This window comes from Aeromicrobium sp. HA, assembly GCF_027171405.1.
Lineage (GTDB): Bacteria > Actinomycetota > Actinomycetes > Propionibacteriales > Nocardioidaceae > Aeromicrobium > Aeromicrobium tamlense.
The window spans coordinates 3,136,575-3,154,081 of sequence record NZ_CP114372.1 but is presented as its reverse complement, the minus strand read 5'-3'; the positions used below and the strand labels follow the sequence as shown (position 1 = coordinate 3,154,081).

Annotated in this window: 16 protein-coding genes; 6 read left to right on the top strand and 10 right to left on the bottom strand. The window is 71.1% G+C overall.

What is annotated here, in order from left to right; translation table 11 throughout:
- Positions 1-16 precede the first annotated feature (16 nt).
- Positions 17-874, top strand: a complete 858-nt coding sequence (locus O3S82_RS15630) for an Fpg/Nei family DNA glycosylase (protein ID WP_269304050.1) — start codon at positions 17-19, stop codon at positions 872-874.
- A gap of 62 nt (positions 875-936) precedes the next feature.
- On the opposite strand, the gene O3S82_RS15625 is transcribed toward O3S82_RS15630, so the two are convergent.
- Positions 937-1,836 carry a DUF6801 domain-containing protein gene (locus O3S82_RS15625; RefSeq protein ID WP_269304048.1) on the bottom strand — a complete coding sequence of 300 codons (900 nt, stop codon included), beginning with the start codon at positions 1,834-1,836 and terminating at the stop codon, positions 937-939.
- Positions 1,837-2,074: 238 nt separating this feature from the next.
- Here O3S82_RS15625 and O3S82_RS15620 point away from each other — a divergent pair, with 238 nt between their 5' ends.
- Positions 2,075-2,698 carry a hypothetical protein gene (locus O3S82_RS15620; RefSeq protein ID WP_269304046.1) on the top strand — a complete coding sequence of 208 codons (624 nt, stop codon included), beginning with the start codon at positions 2,075-2,077 and terminating at the stop codon, positions 2,696-2,698.
- A 37-nt stretch (positions 2,699-2,735) separates the two neighbouring features.
- On the opposite strand, the gene O3S82_RS15615 is transcribed toward O3S82_RS15620, so the two are convergent.
- Together O3S82_RS15615 and O3S82_RS15610 are read right to left on the bottom strand one after the other, a co-directional pair.
- Positions 2,736-3,461: an ABC transporter permease gene (locus O3S82_RS15615; RefSeq protein WP_269304044.1), complete on the bottom strand. Its 726-nt coding sequence runs from the start codon at positions 3,459-3,461 to the stop codon at positions 2,736-2,738.
- Positions 3,458-4,174 carry an ABC transporter ATP-binding protein gene (locus O3S82_RS15610; protein ID WP_179427784.1) on the bottom strand — a complete coding sequence of 239 codons (717 nt, stop codon included), beginning with the start codon at positions 4,172-4,174 and terminating at the stop codon, positions 3,458-3,460. Before O3S82_RS15610 ends, O3S82_RS15615 begins: the two co-directional genes overlap by 4 nt.
- Positions 4,175-4,270: 96 nt before the next feature.
- Between O3S82_RS15610 and purL the strand changes: the two genes are divergently transcribed.
- The 4 genes from purL (at position 4,271) to O3S82_RS15590 (ending at position 10,115) form a co-directional block, all read left to right on the top strand.
- Positions 4,271-8,125, top strand: a complete 3,855-nt coding sequence (gene purL / locus O3S82_RS15605) for a phosphoribosylformylglycinamidine synthase (RefSeq protein WP_269304042.1) — start codon at positions 4,271-4,273, stop codon at positions 8,123-8,125.
- 90 nt (positions 8,126-8,215) lie between these two features.
- Positions 8,216-8,395: a hypothetical protein gene (locus tag O3S82_RS15600; protein ID WP_179422414.1), complete on the top strand. Its 180-nt coding sequence runs from the start codon at positions 8,216-8,218 to the stop codon at positions 8,393-8,395.
- Between the two features lie 79 nt (positions 8,396-8,474).
- The gene (locus O3S82_RS15595; RefSeq protein WP_179427786.1) at positions 8,475-9,092 is read left to right on the top strand and encodes a DUF47 domain-containing protein; all 618 of its coding nucleotides are present in this window, start codon (positions 8,475-8,477) and stop codon (positions 9,090-9,092) included.
- Between the two features lie 6 nt (positions 9,093-9,098).
- A complete protein-coding gene (locus tag O3S82_RS15590; protein WP_179428393.1) occupies positions 9,099-10,115 on the top strand; it encodes an inorganic phosphate transporter in 1,017 nt (338 codons plus the stop codon).
- An 11-nt stretch (positions 10,116-10,126) separates the two neighbouring features.
- Here the strand turns inward: O3S82_RS15590 and pstB are convergent, their stop codons facing one another.
- The 7 genes from pstB to O3S82_RS15555 form a co-directional block, all read right to left on the bottom strand.
- Positions 10,127-10,906 (bottom strand): phosphate ABC transporter ATP-binding protein PstB, encoded by a 780-nt coding sequence (gene pstB / locus O3S82_RS15585; protein WP_269304034.1) that lies wholly within the window; start codon positions 10,904-10,906, stop codon positions 10,127-10,129.
- A 20-nt stretch (positions 10,907-10,926) separates the two neighbouring features.
- Positions 10,927-11,988 (bottom strand): phosphate ABC transporter permease PstA, encoded by a 1,062-nt coding sequence (pstA, locus tag O3S82_RS15580; protein WP_269304032.1) that lies wholly within the window; start codon positions 11,986-11,988, stop codon positions 10,927-10,929.
- A 1-nt stretch (position 11,989) separates the two neighbouring features.
- The gene (pstC, locus tag O3S82_RS15575; RefSeq protein ID WP_269304030.1) at positions 11,990-12,922 is read right to left on the bottom strand and encodes a phosphate ABC transporter permease subunit PstC; all 933 of its coding nucleotides are present in this window, start codon (positions 12,920-12,922) and stop codon (positions 11,990-11,992) included.
- 74 nt (positions 12,923-12,996) lie between these two features.
- Entirely contained in the window at positions 12,997-14,103 is a 1,107-nt protein-coding gene (gene pstS / locus O3S82_RS15570; RefSeq protein ID WP_179427791.1) for a phosphate ABC transporter substrate-binding protein PstS, read from the bottom strand.
- A 133-nt stretch (positions 14,104-14,236) separates the two neighbouring features.
- The gene (locus O3S82_RS15565) at positions 14,237-15,109 is read right to left on the bottom strand and encodes an NUDIX hydrolase (RefSeq protein WP_269304029.1); all 873 of its coding nucleotides are present in this window, start codon (positions 15,107-15,109) and stop codon (positions 14,237-14,239) included.
- Positions 15,110-15,126: 17 nt separating this feature from the next.
- Positions 15,127-17,259, bottom strand: coding sequence for an RNA degradosome polyphosphate kinase (locus tag O3S82_RS15560; RefSeq protein WP_269304027.1), 2,133 nt, complete (start codon positions 17,257-17,259; stop codon positions 15,127-15,129).
- 39 nt (positions 17,260-17,298) lie between these two features.
- Entirely contained in the window at positions 17,299-17,487 is a 189-nt protein-coding gene (locus O3S82_RS15555) for a hypothetical protein (RefSeq protein WP_179427794.1), read from the bottom strand.
- Positions 17,488-17,507: the final 20 nt, after the last annotated feature.

Below are 17,507 nucleotides of genomic sequence, written 5' to 3'. Positions count from 1 at the left end.
CTCGTACGCTGACGTCATGCCCGAGATGCCCGAGGTGGAGGCCCTCGTCCACTGGCTGCAGGCCCAGCTCGAGGGCGCGGTCGTGGTCGAGATCGAGCCCGCGTCGTTCGCGGTGCTCAAGACCTACGACCCGCCCGTGTCGTCGTTCGCGGGGCTCACCGTCAGCGGCGTCACGCGGCACGGCAAGTTCATCGACATCGACGTCGACGGGCTGCACCTCGTGATCCACCTGGCCAAGGCGGGCTGGCTGCGCTGGTCCGACCACTTCGGCGACAGCCGGGTCAAGATGGGTGGCCCGCTCGCCCTGAGGTTCCGCGTCGACCGGGGCTCGGGCCCGCACGAGGGCTTCGACCTCACCGAGGCCGGCACCCGCAAGGGCCTGGCCGTCTACGCCGTGCGGGACCCGCACGAGGTGCCCGGGATCGAGCGGCTCGGTCCCGACCCGCTCGCGCCGGGCTTCGAGCTGCGGCCGCTGCTGCAGCGCCGGATGCAGGTCAAGCGGCTGCTGCGCGACCAGACCGTGGTGGCGGGCATCGGCAACGCCTACAGCGACGAGATCCTGCACGCCGCGCGGCTCTCGCCCTTCGCGATCGCCGAGAAGCTCGACGACGACGAGATCGCTCGCCTGGAGGAGGCGGTCACCTCGGTGCTCGCCGAGGCCGTCGCGGCGGCCGACGGCAAGCCCGCGGCCGACCTCAAGGACGCCAAGCGCGAGCGGATGCGCGTGCACGGCCGGGCGGGCCAGACGTGCGAGGTCTGCGGCGACACGGTGGCCGAGGTGGTCTTCGCCGACTCCTCGCTGCAGTACTGCCCCACGTGCCAGACCGGCGGCACGATCCTCAAGGACCGCTCCACCTCGAAGTTCCTGAAGTAGCCGGACAGGCGCAGGGGCGAGAGCCTCGCGGCCCTCGCCCCTGCGTCACGCTGCGGGTGGCGTCACTTCTTGACGGTGACGACGACCTTCACCTTGGCGCTGCCGCCGTAGCCGTCGCGGACGGTCACGTAGAACGCCGTCTTGCCCTTGAAGCCCTTCTTCGGGACGAACGTGAACTTCGGGCCCTTGCCGCTGACCTTGCCGGCCTTCTTGCTGACCTTGCCGACCTTGTAGGTCAGGCGGTCGCCGTCGGCGTCACGGGCGCGCAGCACGAAGGCCTTGGCCTTCTTCTGCTTCGTGACGACCTTGACCGTCTTCTTGCTGACGACCGGTGCACGGTTGGGGACCTTGATCGAGCCGAGGGCCAGGTTGGACGGGCCGGTGCACGTGAGGCTCGACGGGACCGTGGACTCGTCGGCGCGGTAGATCGTGGCCGCGATCGTGAACGACTTCGGCACGCCGAGCGCGACGGTGTGCTTGGTGTTCGCGGGCGCCTTGATCGCCGGGACCGTGCCGGTGGCCGGGATGGTCCACTTGTCGCCGACGTTCTGCGGGACCGGGGTCCGCGGGGCGGCCAGGCTCGGGATCCGCACCGCGGTGCTGCGACCACCGGTGGTCAGGGTGAGCGAGGCGTCGGTGCTGGCGCCGGCGGCCTCGCGGCCCTGCAGCAGGCCGGCCGTGGCGGCGCGGAGGTCCTCGGGGAGCGTCAGCGTGATGTTCACGGGACGAGCCGGGATCGTCTGGCCGGCGCGGACCGAGGTGGGCACGGTGGTGGAGATGGCCACGCCGAGGTTGTGCCGACCGAGGTCGAGCGGGCCCGCGGTGACGCCGCAGTTGTAGGTGAACGTCTTCGACAGTCGGACGTCGGCGGCGTTCGCCGTGCCGGCGCCGGCCATCGTCAGCGCGCCGGCCATGCCGGCGATCAGCGTGGCGGAGAGGGGCACGGCCAGACGGCGTGCCACAGCAGGAGTACGGGTCACGATGAGCCTTTCGGAAGGACGAGCTCCGTGCGGGTGGGAGTGCACGGAACGGAACGGTGGTGCGTCATCGTAACAAGGTTTTAACTGTGAGTTAAGCCACTATTTTCACGGCCTCCCCACCCGCCCGAGTTTTGCTCCGTTTTCGACCTTTCAACCGGCTTGAAAGGTCGAATACGGAGCACATCTCGGGGCCTGCGGGGGTGCTCCCTAGGCTGGAGGCATGGGCATCGGCAGGACGGGACGACGGGTGAACGCGGCGGTCGGAGGCTTCGCGTCGCGGGTGGACGGCCAGACCGAGGTCGCGGCGGCGCGTGCGGCGCAGGCGCTGCGACTCGGCGTGCGGCTGCTGCGCTGGCCCAGCCTCGGGATCATGGTGGTGTCGTGGCCGTTCCTGGTGGGCCTGGCGATCGTCAGCCTCCTGGCCGACGACACCTGGCTGACCGTCGTCGCCGGCCTGATCGCGCTCGTCGGCGCCGCTCTCTCGGGGGCGTTCGCGTGGCGGCGCTCGCGCATCATCGCGGCCGTCGAGGACGAGCAGCAGCTCGCCACCGAGCTCGGGATCGCCGTCGCGATGAGCGACGACGTGGGCGAGGCGCGCCTCGTGCTGGGCCAGCTGGCCGGCGCCGCCGGCGGCCCGCGCGTGTTCTCGCGGCTCAAGGCGCTGGGGCGGGGCTTCGGCCTCGGTCCGGGTGTCCTCCAGGACGCGGCCGACCTGCCCCGCGCCCGCTGGTTCTTCCCGCCGAAGGTCGGCACGACGGTGACGCTCTTCTTCGGCGTGCTCTGGCTCGTGCCCGTCTCGTTCGTCAGCTGCCTGCTGCTCGCCATCGCGCTCGCCGCCCGCTGATCCCGCGCCACTCGCGACCCCGGTTTGCCACTCGGCGTCAGGGGGTGCGGCGGCGCAGGGTGAGCGAGGCCAGCGCGACCGAGCCGACGGCGAACCCGATCAGCACGACCAGGTCGGTGACCCGCTCCGAGGCCGCCTCGCCGGCCGCGAGGGAGGAGAACGCGTCGGTCGCGTAGGTCAGCGGCATGACGACCGAGAGCCACTGCAGCACCTCGGGCATCGCGTCCACCGGCACGAGCAGTCCGCACACGAGGATCTGCGGGATGATCACGAGCGGCATGAACTGCACGGCCTGGAACTCGGTGCGCGCGAACGCCGACGCCAGCAGCCCGAGCGCCGTGCCCACGACGGACCCGAGGATCGCGAAGACCAACGCCTCCCACGGCCGGTCGAGGCCGAGGTCCAGCAGCCACTGCGCCACCACGAGGCTGATCGCCGACTGCGCCAGCGCGACCAGACCGAACGCGACGCCGTAGCCGCCGATCAGCTCGCCGCGCCGCAGCGGCGTCGTCAGCAGCCGCTCGAGCGTCCCGGAGATCCGCTCGCGCACCATCGTCACGCTGGTGATGAGGAACATCAGGATGAAGGGGAACAGCGCCAGCATCTGCGGACCGACCCGCGCGAACACCTGCGGCTGCTGGTCGAACACGTAGCGGAACAGCGCCAGCAGGATCGACGGCAGGAACAGCAGCATGACGATGCTGCGGGGGTCGTGCCGCAGCTGCGCCAGCACCCGCTGGGCCGTGGCGGTCGCGCCCGTCACGCGGCACCCCCCTCGGCCAGGGCGAGGAAGGCCGACTCGATGTCGGCCGTCCCGGTCGCGGCGCGCAGCCCGGCGGGGGAGTCCTGCGCGATCATCCGGCCCTCGCGCATGAGCAGCACGACGTCGCACCGGTCGGCCTCGTCCATGACGTGGCTCGAGACCAGCAGGGTCACGCCCGACTCGGCCAGCCCGCCGAACAGCCGCCACAGGTCGCGCCGCAGGACGGGGTCGAGGCCGACGGTGGGCTCGTCGAGCAGGCACACCTCGGGCTCGGCGATCAGCGCCGCCGCCAGCGAGACCCGTGCCCGCTGCCCGCCCGAGAGCTCGCGGGTCAGGCTCCCGCGCTGCGCGCCGAGGTCGACGGCGGACAGCACCGCCTCCACGCGGTCACGTCCCACCGCGGACAGTCGTGCGAAGTAGGAGAGGTTCTGCTCGACGGTGAGGTCGGGATAGACCGAGCTCGCCTGGGTCATGTAGGCCACGCGCCGCCGGTTCACGGCCGAGCCGGCCGGCTCGCCGAGCACCGTCACCGAACCCGACCTCACCACCTGGACGCCGGCGATGGCCCGGATGAGCGTGGACTTGCCGCAGCCGCTCGGTCCGAGCAGCCCGGTGACGCGGCCGCGCAGGATCTCGAGGTCGAGGCCGTCCAGCACGGTCCGGCCGCCGCGCTCGACGACGAGTCCGCTCACCTCCACCGCGGGTGTGGTCATGCTCCGACGATGGCACCGGAGCGCGCCGCGCACCAGCACCCACGCGGACCGATGCGCCCGGCGGGCCGGGCAGGACGGGCCGATAGGCTGGGTCGCGTGTCGCGCGACGTCGAACTCACCGTGGTCGAGGGCGGCAACGCCCTCTCCGCCTTCCGAGCCCAGGCCCTGCTGACCCGTCTGCAGGAGGTGGCCCCCGGACTGACCGGCGTCCGCGCCCGGCACGTGCACTGGGTGGCCAGCGAGCGTCCCCTCGACGTGGCCACCACCGACACCGTCACGCGGATCCTCGACTACGGCGATCCGGTGCAGGACGGCCCTGACGGCACCCTGGTGGTGGTCGGACCGCGCCTCGGCACGATCTCGCCGTGGTCGAGCAAGGCCACCGACATCGTCCACAACTGCGGGCTGGACGTCCGCCGCGTCGAGCGGGTCACCGAGTACACGCTCGAGGGTGGCCGGCCGAGCCCCGATCAGCTCGCCGCGTGCGCCGACGTGCTGCACGACCGGATGACCGAGACCGCCCTGTACTCCCGCGAGGCCGCGGCCGAGCTCTTCGACGAGCGCGAGGCCGAGCCGATGCAGCGGATCGACGTGCTCGGCGGCGGCCGGGAGGCCCTCGAGCGGGCCGACGCCGAGTTCGGCCTGGCACTGTCGCCCGACGAGATCGACTACCTCGTCGACGCCTTCGTCGGCCTCGACCGCAACCCCACCGACGTCGAGCTGATGATGTTCGCCCAGGCGAACTCCGAGCACTGCCGCCACAAGATCTTCAACGCCGACTTCGTGGTCGACGGCGAGCCGCAGGACCGCTCGCTGTTCGCGATGATCCGCCACACCGAGGCGCTCCACGGCGCCGGCACGATCGTGGCCTACAAGGACAACGCCTCGATCATGGAGGGTGGCCCGGCCACGCGCTGGCTCCCCGAGTCGGCCGACCGCCCCAGCCGCTACGCGCCGCGCGACGGCGACGTGCACGTGCTGATGAAGGTCGAGACGCACAACCACCCGACCGCGATCTCGCCCTTCCCGGGCGCCGCGACCGGTGCCGGCGGCGAGATCCGCGACGAGGGCGCCACGGGCCGCGGCTCGCAGCCGAAGGCGGGCCTGACCGGCTTCGTCGTGTCGAACCTGCACCTGCCCGGCACCGACGAGCCGTGGGAGACCGCGCAGTTCGGCCGCCCCGCGCACATCGCGAGCCCGCTCGACATCATGACCGAGGGTCCGATCGGCGCCGCCGCGTTCAACAACGAGTTCGGCCGTCCGGGCCTCGGCGGCTTCTTCCGCGTCTACGAGCAGACGGTCGACGGCGTCCGACGCGGCTATCACAAGCCGATCATGAGCGCGGGCGGCCTCGGCTCGATCAGCGCCGAGATGACCGAGAAGATCCAGTTCCCGGCCGGCACGCTGCTGGTGCAGCTGGGCGGCCCCGGCATGCGCATCGGCATGGGTGGCGGCGCGGCCTCCTCCAAGGCCGCGGGCGCGAACGCCGCCGAGCTGGACTTCGACTCCGTCCAGCGCGGCAACCCCGAGATCGAGCGACGCGCGCAGGAGGTCATCAACCACTGCTGGTCGCTCGGCGAGGAGAACCCGATCCTGTCGATCCACGACGTGGGCGCGGGCGGCCTGTCCAACGCGTTCCCCGAGCTCGTGGACGACGCCGGCGTCGGCGCCACGTTCGAGCTGGGCTCCGTGCCGCTCGAGGAGAGTGGCCTGGCGCCCAAGGAGGCGTGGTGCAACGAGAGCCAGGAGCGCTACGTCCTGGCGATCGCGCCCGAGTCCCTGGAGCGGTTCGCCGCGCTCGCCGACCGTGAGCGCTGCCCGTTCGCCGTCGTGGGCGTGGCCCGCGACGACGCCCAGCTCGTGCTGGCGCCGGTCGATCCCGAGGACGAGGTCCCGATCGACATGCCGCTCGAGGTGCTGCTCGGCAAGCCCCCGAAGATGACGCGCGACGTCACCCGCGTCGCGCGCGCCTCCGACGAGCTCGACCTCGCCGACGTCGACGCGCGCGAGGTCGCGTACGACGTGCTCCGCCACCCGTCGGTGGCCTCGAAGCGCTTCCTCGTCACGATCGGCGACCGCACGGTCGGCGGCCTGACGCACCGCGACCAGATGGTCGGCCCGTGGCAGGTGCCCGTCGCCGACGTCGCGGTCACCCTGTCGGACCACGTCGGCTTCGCCGGCGAGGCGATGGCCAGCGGCGAGCGCACCCCGCTGGCGTCGGTCGACGCGCCGGCCTCCGGCCGGATGGCCGTGGGCGAGGCGATCACCAACCTGCTGGCCGCGCCGATCCACCTGCCGGGCGTCAAGCTCTCGTGCAACTGGATGGCCGCGTGCGGCGAGGACGGCGAGGACGCCGCCCTCTACGACACCGTGCACGCGGTGGCGATGGAGCTGTGCCCCGCGCTGGGCATCTCCGTCCCCGTCGGCAAGGACTCGCTGTCCATGCGCACGCGCTGGACCGAGGAGGACGGCACCGAGAAGCAGGTCATCGCGCCGGTCTCACTCGTCGTCACCGCGTTCGCGGCGCTGCCCGACGTGCGCGGCACCGCGACCCCCGAGCTGCCCGCCGGCGCGGCGCTGCTGCTCGCCGACCTCGGCGCCGGGGCGAACCGCCTCGGCGGCTCGATGCTGGCCCAGGTGCGCGGCGAGTTCGGCGGCACCGTCCCCGACCTCGACGACCCCGCTCGCCTCGTGTCGCTGGTCGACGGCGTCAACGCGCTGCGCGACGCCGGCCTGCTGCTGGCGTACCACGACCGCTCCGACGGCGGCCTGTGGGCGGCCGTGTGCGAGATGGCGTTCGCGGGCGGCATGGGCGCCGACCTCGACGTCGCCGACCTCGCCGCGCTGTTCACCGAGGAGCTCGGCGCGGTGCTGGCCGTGCCCGCCGACCGCGCCGACGAGGCCCTCGCGCTGCTCGCCGAGCACGGCCTCGCCGATCTCGTGCGGCCAGTGGGCGCCTCCACCGAGGACCGCCACGTGCGCGTCCCGGCGCTCGGCCTCGACGAGCCGCTCCAAGGTCTGGCCCAGGCGTGGGACGAGGTCTCGTGGCGGATCTCGCGCCTGCGCGACAACCCGGAGTGCGCCGACGCCGAGCACGCCGCGATCGGTGCCGACGTCCCCGCGCTCACGGTCGCGCCGACGTTCGACCCCACCGACGACGTGGCCGCGCCCTACCTCGTCGGCCGGGCCCGCCCGAAGGTCGCGATCCTGCGCGAGCAGGGCGTGAACTCGCACGTCGAGACCGCGTTCGGCTTCGACCGCGCCGGCTTCGAGACCTACGACGTGCACATGACCGACCTGCAGTCCGGGCGCTTCGACCTCGCCGACGTGGTCGGCCTGGCCGCGTGCGGCGGGTTCTCCTACGGCGACACGCTCGGCGCCGGCGAGGGCTGGGCGCGCTCGGTGCTGTTCAACCCGGCGCTGACGGACGCGTTCGCCTCGTTCTTCGCCCGACCGGACACGTTCGGCATCGGCATCTGCAACGGCTGCCAGATGTTCGCGTCGCTCGCCGACATCATCCCCGGCGCCGACGCGTGGCCGCGCTTCACCCGCAACGCCTCCGAGCAGTACGAGGCGCGCCTGTCGCTCGTCGAGGTGCTCGACTCGCCGTCGATCTTCTTCTCCGGCATGGCCGGCTCGAAGGTGCCGATCGCGGTGGCGCACGGCGAGGGCTTCGCGAACTTCTCGGCCCGGGGCGACGCTGCCACCGTGCACCGCGCGGCCCGCTTCGTCGACGTGGACGGGCAGGTCGCGAGCGCGTACCCGGCCAACCCGAACGGGTCCCCGGACGGCCTCACCGCGGTCACGACGCCCGACGGTCGGTTCACCGCGATGATGCCGCACGCCGAGCGCGTCCAGCGCAACGTGCAGCTGTCCTGGACCTCGGGCGACGTGTCCGCCGAGAGCCCCTGGCTGCGCATGTTCCGCAACGCCCGCGTATGGGTCGACTGACCCCCGGAACCGGGGTGTGGGCGTAGTCCGAACGGGCGGTTTTCCGTCCGGGACTTCGGTTACCGGCGCGTACCCGCGTACTCTCGGTATGTGGCCCTGTACCCCCCCGGCGAGCGCACGAGCGAGCCGCTCGACGATCGGCTGCGCGACGATGCCGCGCTGGCCGAGATCGAGCTGACCTCGCGGCTCATGATCGCGGCGTCGGGAGCCACCTCGCCACTGACCCAGTCGGAGATCGACGGCCTCCTGGGCGTCGACCCCGAAGCCTGACCGCCCTCGGTTGGCGGCGGCACTCGCCCAGCACCTACCATGGGCAGAGTCTGCCCGCCACATGCCGAGGAGTACCCGCGTGCGTTTTCGCATCCGACCGGTCGAGGCTTCGTTCTACGACCTCTTCACCGAGATGGCCAACCACTTGGTCACCGGCGCCGGGATCGTCGCCAGGGTCCTGGACCCCGAGGCCGACAAGACCGCACTCGCCGCGCAGATGAACGACGCCGAGCATGCCGCGGACGACACCACGCACGCGATCATCAAGCTCGTGAACAGCACGTTCATCACGCCGTTCGACCGTGAGGACATCTACGCGCTGGCCAGTGGCCTCGACGACGTCATGGACTACATGGAGGAGGTCGTCGACAGCGCGGCCCTCTACGGCGTCACGGAGTTCCCCGACGCCTTCGCGGCGCAGGTGCAGGTGCTCCAGCGCGCCTCCAACCTCACGGCCGAGGCCATGCCGCGGCTGCGCACGATGAAGGACCTCGACGAGTTCTGGATCGAGATCAACCGCCTCGAGAACGAGGGCGACCGGAACCACCGCCGCATGCTCGCTGACCTGTTCGACGGCAACTACAAGGCCATGCAGGTGCTGAAGCTCAAGGACATCGTCGAGGCCGTGGAGGCCGCGATCGACGCCCTCGAGTCGGTCGCCAACACGGTCGAGCAGATCGCCGTCAAGGAGTCCTGAGTGGACCTGGTCACGGTCATGGTGGTCACGGTCGTCGTGATCGCCCTCGTGTTCGACTACACGAACGGCTTCCACGACGCCGCCAACGCGATCGCCACCTCGGTGTCGACGCGGGCGCTGACCCCGCGGGTCGCGCTGGCGATGGCCGCCGTCCTGAACTTCGTCGGCGCCTGGCTGGGCGTCGAGGTCGCCAAGACGATCCAGGGGATCATCGACATCGACGGGGTCACCAGTCTGACCGACGCCGACCGGGCCCATGCGCTGACGATCGTGCTGGCGGCCCTGATCGGTGCCATCACCTGGAACCTCATCACATGGTACTTCGGCATCCCGTCGTCGTCCTCGCACGCCCTCATCGGCGGCATCGTCGGCGCCGGCATCGCCTCGTCCACCGTGGTCCACTGGGACACGCTGGTCGACAAGGTCGCGATCCCGATGGTGCTGAGCCCCGCGCTGGGCTTCTTCCTGGCGTTCGGGCTGATGACCGCGATCATGTGGATCTTCCGTCGTGCCAAGCCCACGCGGGTCAACCGCGGCTTCCGCCACGCGCAGACCGTCTCGGCCGCCGGCATGGCGCTCGGCCACGGCCTGCAGGACGCCCAGAAGACGATGGGCATCATCGTGCTGGCGCTCGTCGCCGGCGGCTTCCACACCGGTGACGACGTGCCCCTGTGGGTCATCGTCGCGGCCGCCAGCGCGATCGCCGCGGGCACCTACTCGGGCGGCTGGCGCATCATGCGCACGCTCGGCCGCCGCATCATCGAGCTCGACCCGCCGAAGGGCTTCGCCGCCGAGGCCACTGCGGCCAGCGTCCTCTACGTGATGGCGATCGGCCTGCACGCGCCGGTCTCGACCACCCACACGATCACGTCGGCGATCATGGGCTCGGGCGCCACCAAGCGCTTCAGCGCCGTCCGCTGGGGCGTCGCGAAGAACATCGTCGTGGCCTGGGTCGTCACCATGCCCGCCGCCGCGGCCGTCGCCGCCGCGTTCTACTTCCTCGCGCGCCCCTTCCTCCCGTAAGAGGTGGTCGCTCAGCCGAACCGACCCTGGATGTAGGCCTCGGTGGCCGGGTCGTCGGGGTTGGCGAACATCTTCTCGGTCGGGCCCAGCTCGACGAGGCGGCCGGGCTGGCCGACGCCCGCGAGGTTGAAGAAGGCCGTCTGGTCCGAGACGCGGGCGGCCTGCTGCATGTTGTGGGTGACGATCACGATCGTGTAGTCGTTCTTGAGCTCGTGGATGAGGTCCTCGATGACGCTCGTGGAGATCGGGTCGAGCGCCGAGCAGGGCTCGTCCATGAGCAGCACCTCGGGCTCCACGGCCACCGCGCGCGCGATGCACAGGCGCTGCTGCTGACCGCCGGAGAGGCCCGAGCCGGGTCGGTCGAGGCGGTCCTTGACCTCGGCCCAGAGCCCGGCGCGGCGCAGCGAGCGCTCCACGATGTCGTCGGCCTCGGACTTCTTCATCCGCTTGCTGTTGAGTCGCTGGCCCGCGAGCACGTTCTCCGAGATGGACATCGTCGGGAACGGGTTGGGCCGCTGGAACACCATGCCGATCTTGCGGCGGACGTTCACCGGGTCCATTTCCGAGGCGTAGAGGTCCTGGCCGTCGACCAGTACCTTGCCCTCCACGCGGGCGCCGCGGATGACCTCGTGCATGCGGTTCAGCGACCGCAGGAACGTGGACTTGCCGCAGCCCGAGGGGCCGATGAACGCGGTGACCGCGCGGGCGGGGACGGCGATGTTCACGCCCTCGACGGCGAGGAAGTCGCCGTAGTAGATGTTCAGGTCCGAGACGTCGATGCTCTTGGCCATGGGGTTTCCTTCCGGGTGGTTCAGCGCTCGCCCTGGGGCGAGAAGAAGTGGGAGACGAGGCGGGCGACGAGGTTCAGCAGCATCACGATGATCAGCAGCACGAGAGCGGCGCCCCAGGCGCGCTCGATGCTCGGCTCCGGCGGCACGCCGGGCTGCATGATGGAGGAGTAGGTGAAGACGGGCAGGGTCGCCATACGCCCGTCGAACAGGTTGAAGTTGACCGAGTCGGTCGCGCCGGCGATCACCAGCAGCGGAGCGGTCTCGCCGATCACGCGGGCGATGGCCAGCGTGATGCCGGTGACGATGCCGGCGAGGGCGGTGGGCAGCACGACCTTGACGATCGTGCGCCACTTCGGCACGCCCAGCGCGTAGGACGCCTCGCGCAGCTCGTTCGGGACGAGCTTGAGCATCTCCTCGCAGGAGCGGACGACGACCGGGATCATCAGCACCGACAGCGCGACCGCGCCGCCGATGCCCATGCGCACGCCGTCGCCGAAGAACACCACGAACAGCGCGTAGGCGAACAGGCCGGCGACGATCGACGGGATGCCCGTCATGACGTCGACGAGGAAGCGGATCCACGTCGACAGGCGGCTGTCATCGCCGTACTCGATGAGGTAGATCGCCGTGAAGAGGCCGATCGGCACCGAGATGACGGTGGCGCCCGCGGTGATCAGCAGGGTGCCGACGATCGCGTGGTAGATGCCGCCGCCCTCGCCGACCACGTTGCGCATCGAGTAGGTGAAGAACTCCGAGCTCAGGACCGGCAGGCCCTTCTCGAGCACGCTCCACATGATGCTGCCGAGCGGGATGAGCGCGAGGCCGAAGGCGGACGCCACGAGCAGGGTCACGAGCCGGTCGACGGCCTTGCGGCGGCCCTCGACGAGGCGCGACCAGAGCGGGACGAACCAGGCGAGCGCGTAGCCCAGGACGGCGAGGCGCAGGTCGGTGAAGAGGCCGGCGACGACGAGGACGACGGCGAGCACGTGGATGGCCCGCGGTGCCGCCGCGGGCAGGCTGCGCGTGCGCAGGGAGTCCGCGAGGTCGTCCTGCTGCGGGGGAGGGGTGAGGGTCGTGGTCATGTCAGTTCGCTCCGGAGAATTCCTTGTTGCGGGCGACGATGGCGCGGGCGGCGAAGTTGACCGCGAAGGTGATGATGAACAGCACCAGGCCGGTCGCGATCAGCGCGTTGACCGTGAGGCCGCTGGCCTCGGGGAACGACTGCGCGATGTTCGCGGCGATCGTGTTGGGGTTGCCCGAGCTGATGACGTTGAAGGTGACGACGCCCGAGGCGCTCAGCACCATCGCGACGGCCATCGTCTCGCCGAGCGCGCGGCCCAGGGCCAGCATCGCCGCCGAGACCATGCCCGAGCGGGCGTAGGGGAAGACGGCCATCTTCGTCATCTCCCAGCGCGTGGCGCCGAGGGCGAGCGCGGCCTCCTCGTGCAGGCGCGGGGTCTGCAGGAAGATCTCGCGGCAGATCGCCGTCATGATCGGCAGCACCATGATCGCGAGCACGAGGGCGGCGGTCAGGATCGTGCGCCCCGTGGCCGAGGCGGGCCCGGCGAACAGCGGGATGAAGCCGAGGTTCTCCTCGAGCCAGACGTACAGCGGCTGGATCGCCGACGACAGCGTGATGATGCCCCACGTGCCGTAGACGACGCTGGGCACGGCGGCCAGCAGGTCGATGAGGTAGCCGATCGGCTGGGCCAGGCGGCGCGGCGCGTAGTGCGAGATGAACAGCGCGACGCCGATCGCGACGGGGGTCGCGATGACGAGCGCGATCGTGGCCGCCCACAGCGTGCCGAAGACCAGGGGTCCGACGTACTGCAGGAAGCCCTCGCCGCTCTTGACCTCGTCGGGGGAGGCGGTGATGCCGGGGATGCCCTCGGCGGTCAGGAAGATCGCCACGCCGGCGAGCGTCGCCAGGATGACGACGGCCGCCCCGAGGGAGATGCCGCGGAAGACGCGGTCCCCGGGGCGGGTGGCCGCTCGCGGTTCGGTGGAAGTGCTCACGTGTGTCCTTGTCGGAGTTCGTCTGCTGCGCATGACCCGGGCGAGGGGTGCGGCCCTCGCCCGGACCAAGCGCATCAGCCGATCGTGTCGATGGCCGTCTTGACCTTGGCGGCGAAGTCGTCCGAGAGCGGGGCCGAGCCGGCGGCCTCGGCGGAGGCGTTCTGGCCCTCGGAGCCGGCGACGTAGGTCAGCCACTCCTTGACGAGCTCGGCCTCGGTGGCGTCCTCGTACTTCTGGCAGGCGATCTGGTACGAGACCAGGACGATCGGGTAGACGCCCGCGGCCTCGGTCTTGCGGTCGATCTCCAGGGCGAGGTCGGTGGCGGCGCGGCCCTCGACCTGCGTGGCGGCGTCGAGGACCTTGGCGGCGGCCTCGGGGGTCGGCGCGACGAACTCCTCGCCGACCTTGACCGCGACGGTGCTCAGCTCGCCGGCCTGGCTGGCGTCGGCGTAGCCGATCGTGCCCTGGCCGCCGGAGACGGCCTGGATCACGCCGGAGGTCTGCTGGGCGGCCTCGCCACCCTTGACCGGCCACTCCTCGACCTCACCGTGCGTCCAGGAGCCCTCGGAGGCGGCGTCCAGGTAGGCGGTGAAGTTCTCGGTGGTGCCCGAGGCGTCGCCGCGGTGGACGGGCGTGATGGTCGAGTCGGGCAGCTCGGCGTCAGGGTTGTCCGCCGCGATGGCCTTGTCGTTCCACTTCGTGACGTCGCCCGCGAAGATCGCGCCGATGGTCTGCGGCGAGAGCTGCAGGTCGTCGACGCCGTCCAGGTTGTAGACGACCGCGACGGGGCTGACGTAGACCGGGACGGTCACGACGTCGGAGCCGCAGCGGTCCTTGGCGGCCGCCACCTCCTCGTCGTCGAGGAAGGCGTCGGAGCCGGCGAAGGAGACGCCGCCCGCGATGAACTGCTCACGACCGCCGCCGGAGCCGATGGCGTCGTAGTTGACGGTGACATCCGCGTTGGCGGTCTGGAAGCCCTGCTTCCACGCGTTGACGGCGGACTGCTGCGAGCTCGCGCCGGCGCCGTTGAGGGTGCCGCTGAGCGAGCTCTCGGAGGAGTCGTCGGCCGAGGCGCTCTCGTTGGCGGCGCCGCAGGCGGACAGGCTGAACAACAGCGCGGAACCCGCCGCGGTGGCGGCCAGGGTGCGCATGGACTTGCGGTTCACTGTGTTCCCTCTCATGGAGCGTGTGTGTGAGGCGATCGCCTCGAACACCGTCACGCTAGGAATCGCAGGTGTATCGAACCTGCGGCGAGGGTGAACGACAGGTGAACTCAGGCGGAAGGCTGGGTGTGCGCGACGGCGTTCCGGCCCGTCACACCAGCTCGGACGCCAGCACCCGTCCCTTGCGGTGGTGGATCACCAGGGCGTGCCCGGGCGACAGCACCGGACCGTCGATGCCCAGGGCCGTGTAGACGTCGCGCAGCGTCGGGCGGTGTGTGCAGGCGACCGTGGGGCGCTTCGTGCCGAGGAGTCCCTCGACGGCCCGCTCGACCTTCGCGGCCGAGGCGCCCTCGACGAGCCGGTCGTCGAGCTCGAGCAGCTCGTCGGTGGCGCCGACGTAGGGGTCCACGGTCTGCACGGTGCGGGTGACGGGGCTGCTGACGATGCGCCGGGCGCCGAACGCGGTGAGCACCGGGACGAGCTCCTTGGCCCGGTCGTGACCGGCGGGGGCGAGCGGCCGGTCGAGGTCGCCGCCGTCCCACGCATCGCGCCCGACCGCCTTCGCGTGTCGCAGCACCACGAGCGTGCGCGCCTTGTGCGACTTGCGCGCCACGAGGTCCTCGAAGGCCTCCAGCAGGCGGCGGTCGTGCTCGTAGGTCAGCTTCTTGCGCGCGGCGCGGGGCGAGAGCCAGCGCACCTGGTCGACCTCGCGGTTGGGACGGAAGTCGGTCTCGTCGTCGACGGGGCGGGCGATCCAGTAGGCGACCTGCTTGAGCCCGCCGCGGACGCGGTAGGTCACCTCGGGCAGCGGGTGCACGAGGCGCACCCGGTAGCCGGTCTCCTCGGCGATCTCGCGCACGGCCGTGACGGGCAGCGGCTCGTCGGGATCGGTCTTGCCCTTGGGGAAGGTCCAGTCGTCGTAGCCGGGGCGGTGCACGAGCAGCACCTCGAGGCCGCCGGATCCCTTCGGGCCGGCCTTGCGCCACACGATGCCGCCCGCGGCGGTGATGACCTTGCTCGCCATGGTGACAGTGTGCGCCCTCAGGCCCGGGACCGACGAGAGCGTGCCCGGTCGATGAGCATCTCCTGGACGTTCGCCCCGGGCACCCTGGTCCAGGCGCCGTCGGCGCCCAGGTGCCACGAGAGCGTCTCGTCGGACGCCATCGTGTCGAGGAGGTCGGCCAGCTGGTCGCCGTGGGCGGCCGAAGGCACCCGCACGAGCACCTCGACGCGACGGTCGAGGTTGCGGTGCATGAGGTCGGACGAGCCGATCCACACCTCGCGGTCGTCGCCGGCGCCGAAGACGAACACCCGGCTGTGCTCGAGGAAGCGGCCCAGGATGCTGCGCACCCGGATGTTCTCGGACAGGCCCGGCACGCCGGGTCGCAGCGCGCAGATGCCGCGGATGATGAGGTCGACCCCGACGCCCGCGCGGGACGCCTCGTAGAGCTTGTCGATGATCGCCTCGTCCACGAGCGAGTTCAGCTTGATCGCGATGTGCGCCGGCTTGCCGGCGCGCTGCTTGTCGATCTCGCCGTCGATCCGCTCGATGAGGCCCGAGCGCAGCTCGCGCGGGGCGACCAGCAGCGAGTCGTAGTCGCTGGAGACCGCGAAGCCCGAGAGGCTGTTGAAGAGCTCGGTGAGGTCGTGCGTGATCTCGCGGTTGGAGGTCAGCAGGCCGAAGTCCTCGTAGTGCCGCGCGGTCTTCGGGTTGTAGTTGCCGGTGCCGATGTGGGCGTAGCGGCGCAGCCCGTCGGGCTCGTCGCGGATCACCAACGCCAGCTTGCAGTGCGTCTTGAGCCCCACGAGGCCGTAGACGACGTGGCAGCCGGCGCGCTCGAGCTTGCGGGCCCAGCGGATGTTCGCCTGCTCGTCGAAGCGCGCCTTGATCTCCACGAGGACCAGCACCTGCTTGCCCGAGCGGGCGGCGTCGACGAGCGAGTCGATGATCGGCGAGTCGCCCGACGTGCGGTAGAGCGTCTGCTTGATCGCGAGCACGTGCGGGTCTGCCGCGGCCTGCTCGATGAAGCGCTGCACGCTCGTGGCGAACGAGTCGTAGGGGTGGTGCACCAGCACGTCGCGCTTGCGCAGCGCGCTGAACATGTCGGCGGGGCTCGCGGTCTCGACCTCGGCCAGGTGCTCGTGGGTGCCGGGCACGAACGGCGGGAACTTCAGGTCGGGGCGATCGTTGTCGGCGATCTCGTTGAGGCTGCGCAGGTCGAGCGGACCCCGCAGGCGGAAGACCTCCTCGTCCGAGACGCCCAGCTCGCTGACCAGCAGCTCCAGCACGGCGTCGGACATGGTCTCGTCGACCTCGAGCCGCACGGGCGGGCCGAAGCGGCGCCGCAGCAGCTCCTTCTCGAGGGCCTTCAGCAGGTTCTCGGCGTCGTCCTCCTCGACCTCGAGGTCCTCGTTGCGGGTGACGCGGAACGTGTGCTGGTCGATGATCTCCATGCCCGGGAAGAGGCTGTCGAGGTTCGCCGCGATGACGTCCTCGAGCGCCACGTAGCGGCCGTCGGAGGCCTTGATCCAACGCTGGATGACCGGCGGCACCTTCACGCGGGCGAAGTGCTCCTTGCCGGTGCGCGGATTGCGCATGACCAGCGCGATGTTCAGCGAGAGGCCGGAGATGTAGGGGAACGGGTGCGCAGGGTCGACCGCCAGCGGCGTCAGGACCGGGAACACGCGATGGTGGTAGAACTCGGTGATCGTGCCGCGCTCCTCGTCGGTGAGCTCGTGCCAGCGCAGCAGGCAGATCCCCTCGTCGGTCAGCGCGGGCATGATCGCGTCGTGCAGGAGGTTGGCCTGGCGCTCCATCAGCACGCGACTGGCCTGCAGGCTCGAGCTGAGCACGTCGCGTGGGTTGAGGCCGCTGGCCGAGGGCACCGCCACGCCGGCGGCGATGCGCCGCTTCAGGCCGGCGATGCGCACCATGAAGAACTCGTCGAGGTTGCTGCCGAAGATGGCCAGGAACCGGGCTCGCTCCAGCAGTGGGAGCGTCTCGACCTCGGCGAGCTCCAGCACGCGGGCGTTGAACGCGATCCACGACAGCTCGCGGTCGAGGAAGCGGTCGTCGGGCAGCGCACCGTCGGTGGCGTCGTAGGGCGGATCGACGTCGAACTCGTCGGGGGACGAGGCGAGGGGCTCAGGGACCGTCAGGTCGGTGGTCTCCATGGACTCACCCTGCCACGGTCAGGTGAAGAGCAGGTGAACTCAGCCGAGCGCCCGCACCACCAGGTAGGCGCCACCGGCGAGGAGCGCCCACAGGGGGATCGAGAGCAGGACGAGCAGGGACATGGAGCGGCGGAACCCGGGGCGTGCCACCGGGGTCTCGCCCAGGGGCGCGGCCAGGTTGGGCTGAGGCTCGCTCTGGTCGACCTTGAACGCTTTCGCAGTGCCCATCGACTTTCCTCTCGTCGTGT

What these genes read in the sequence shown, in the direction of transcription:
- pstS (WP_179427791.1), bottom strand. Translation starts at nt 14,103, where the DNA reads ATGAGAGGGAACACAGTGAACCGCAAGTCCATGCGCACCCTGGCCGCC.
- O3S82_RS15565 (WP_269304029.1), bottom strand. Translation starts at nt 15,109, where the DNA reads ATGGCGAGCAAGGTCATCACCGCCGCGGGCGGCATCGTGTGGCGCAAG.
- pstA (WP_269304032.1), bottom strand. Translation starts at nt 11,988, where the DNA reads ATGACCACGACCCTCACCCCTCCCCCGCAGCAGGACGACCTCGCGGAC.
- O3S82_RS15630 (WP_269304050.1), top strand. Translation starts at nt 17, where the DNA reads ATGCCCGAGATGCCCGAGGTGGAGGCCCTCGTCCACTGGCTGCAGGCC.
- O3S82_RS15555 (WP_179427794.1), bottom strand. Translation starts at nt 17,487, where the DNA reads ATGGGCACTGCGAAAGCGTTCAAGGTCGACCAGAGCGAGCCTCAGCCC.
- pstB (WP_269304034.1), bottom strand. Translation starts at nt 10,906, where the DNA reads ATGGCCAAGAGCATCGACGTCTCGGACCTGAACATCTACTACGGCGAC.
- O3S82_RS15620 (WP_269304046.1), top strand. Translation starts at nt 2,075, where the DNA reads ATGGGCATCGGCAGGACGGGACGACGGGTGAACGCGGCGGTCGGAGGC.
- O3S82_RS15560 (WP_269304027.1), bottom strand. Translation starts at nt 17,259, where the DNA reads ATGGAGACCACCGACCTGACGGTCCCTGAGCCCCTCGCCTCGTCCCCC.
- O3S82_RS15610 (WP_179427784.1), bottom strand. Translation starts at nt 4,174, where the DNA reads ATGACCACACCCGCGGTGGAGGTGAGCGGACTCGTCGTCGAGCGCGGC.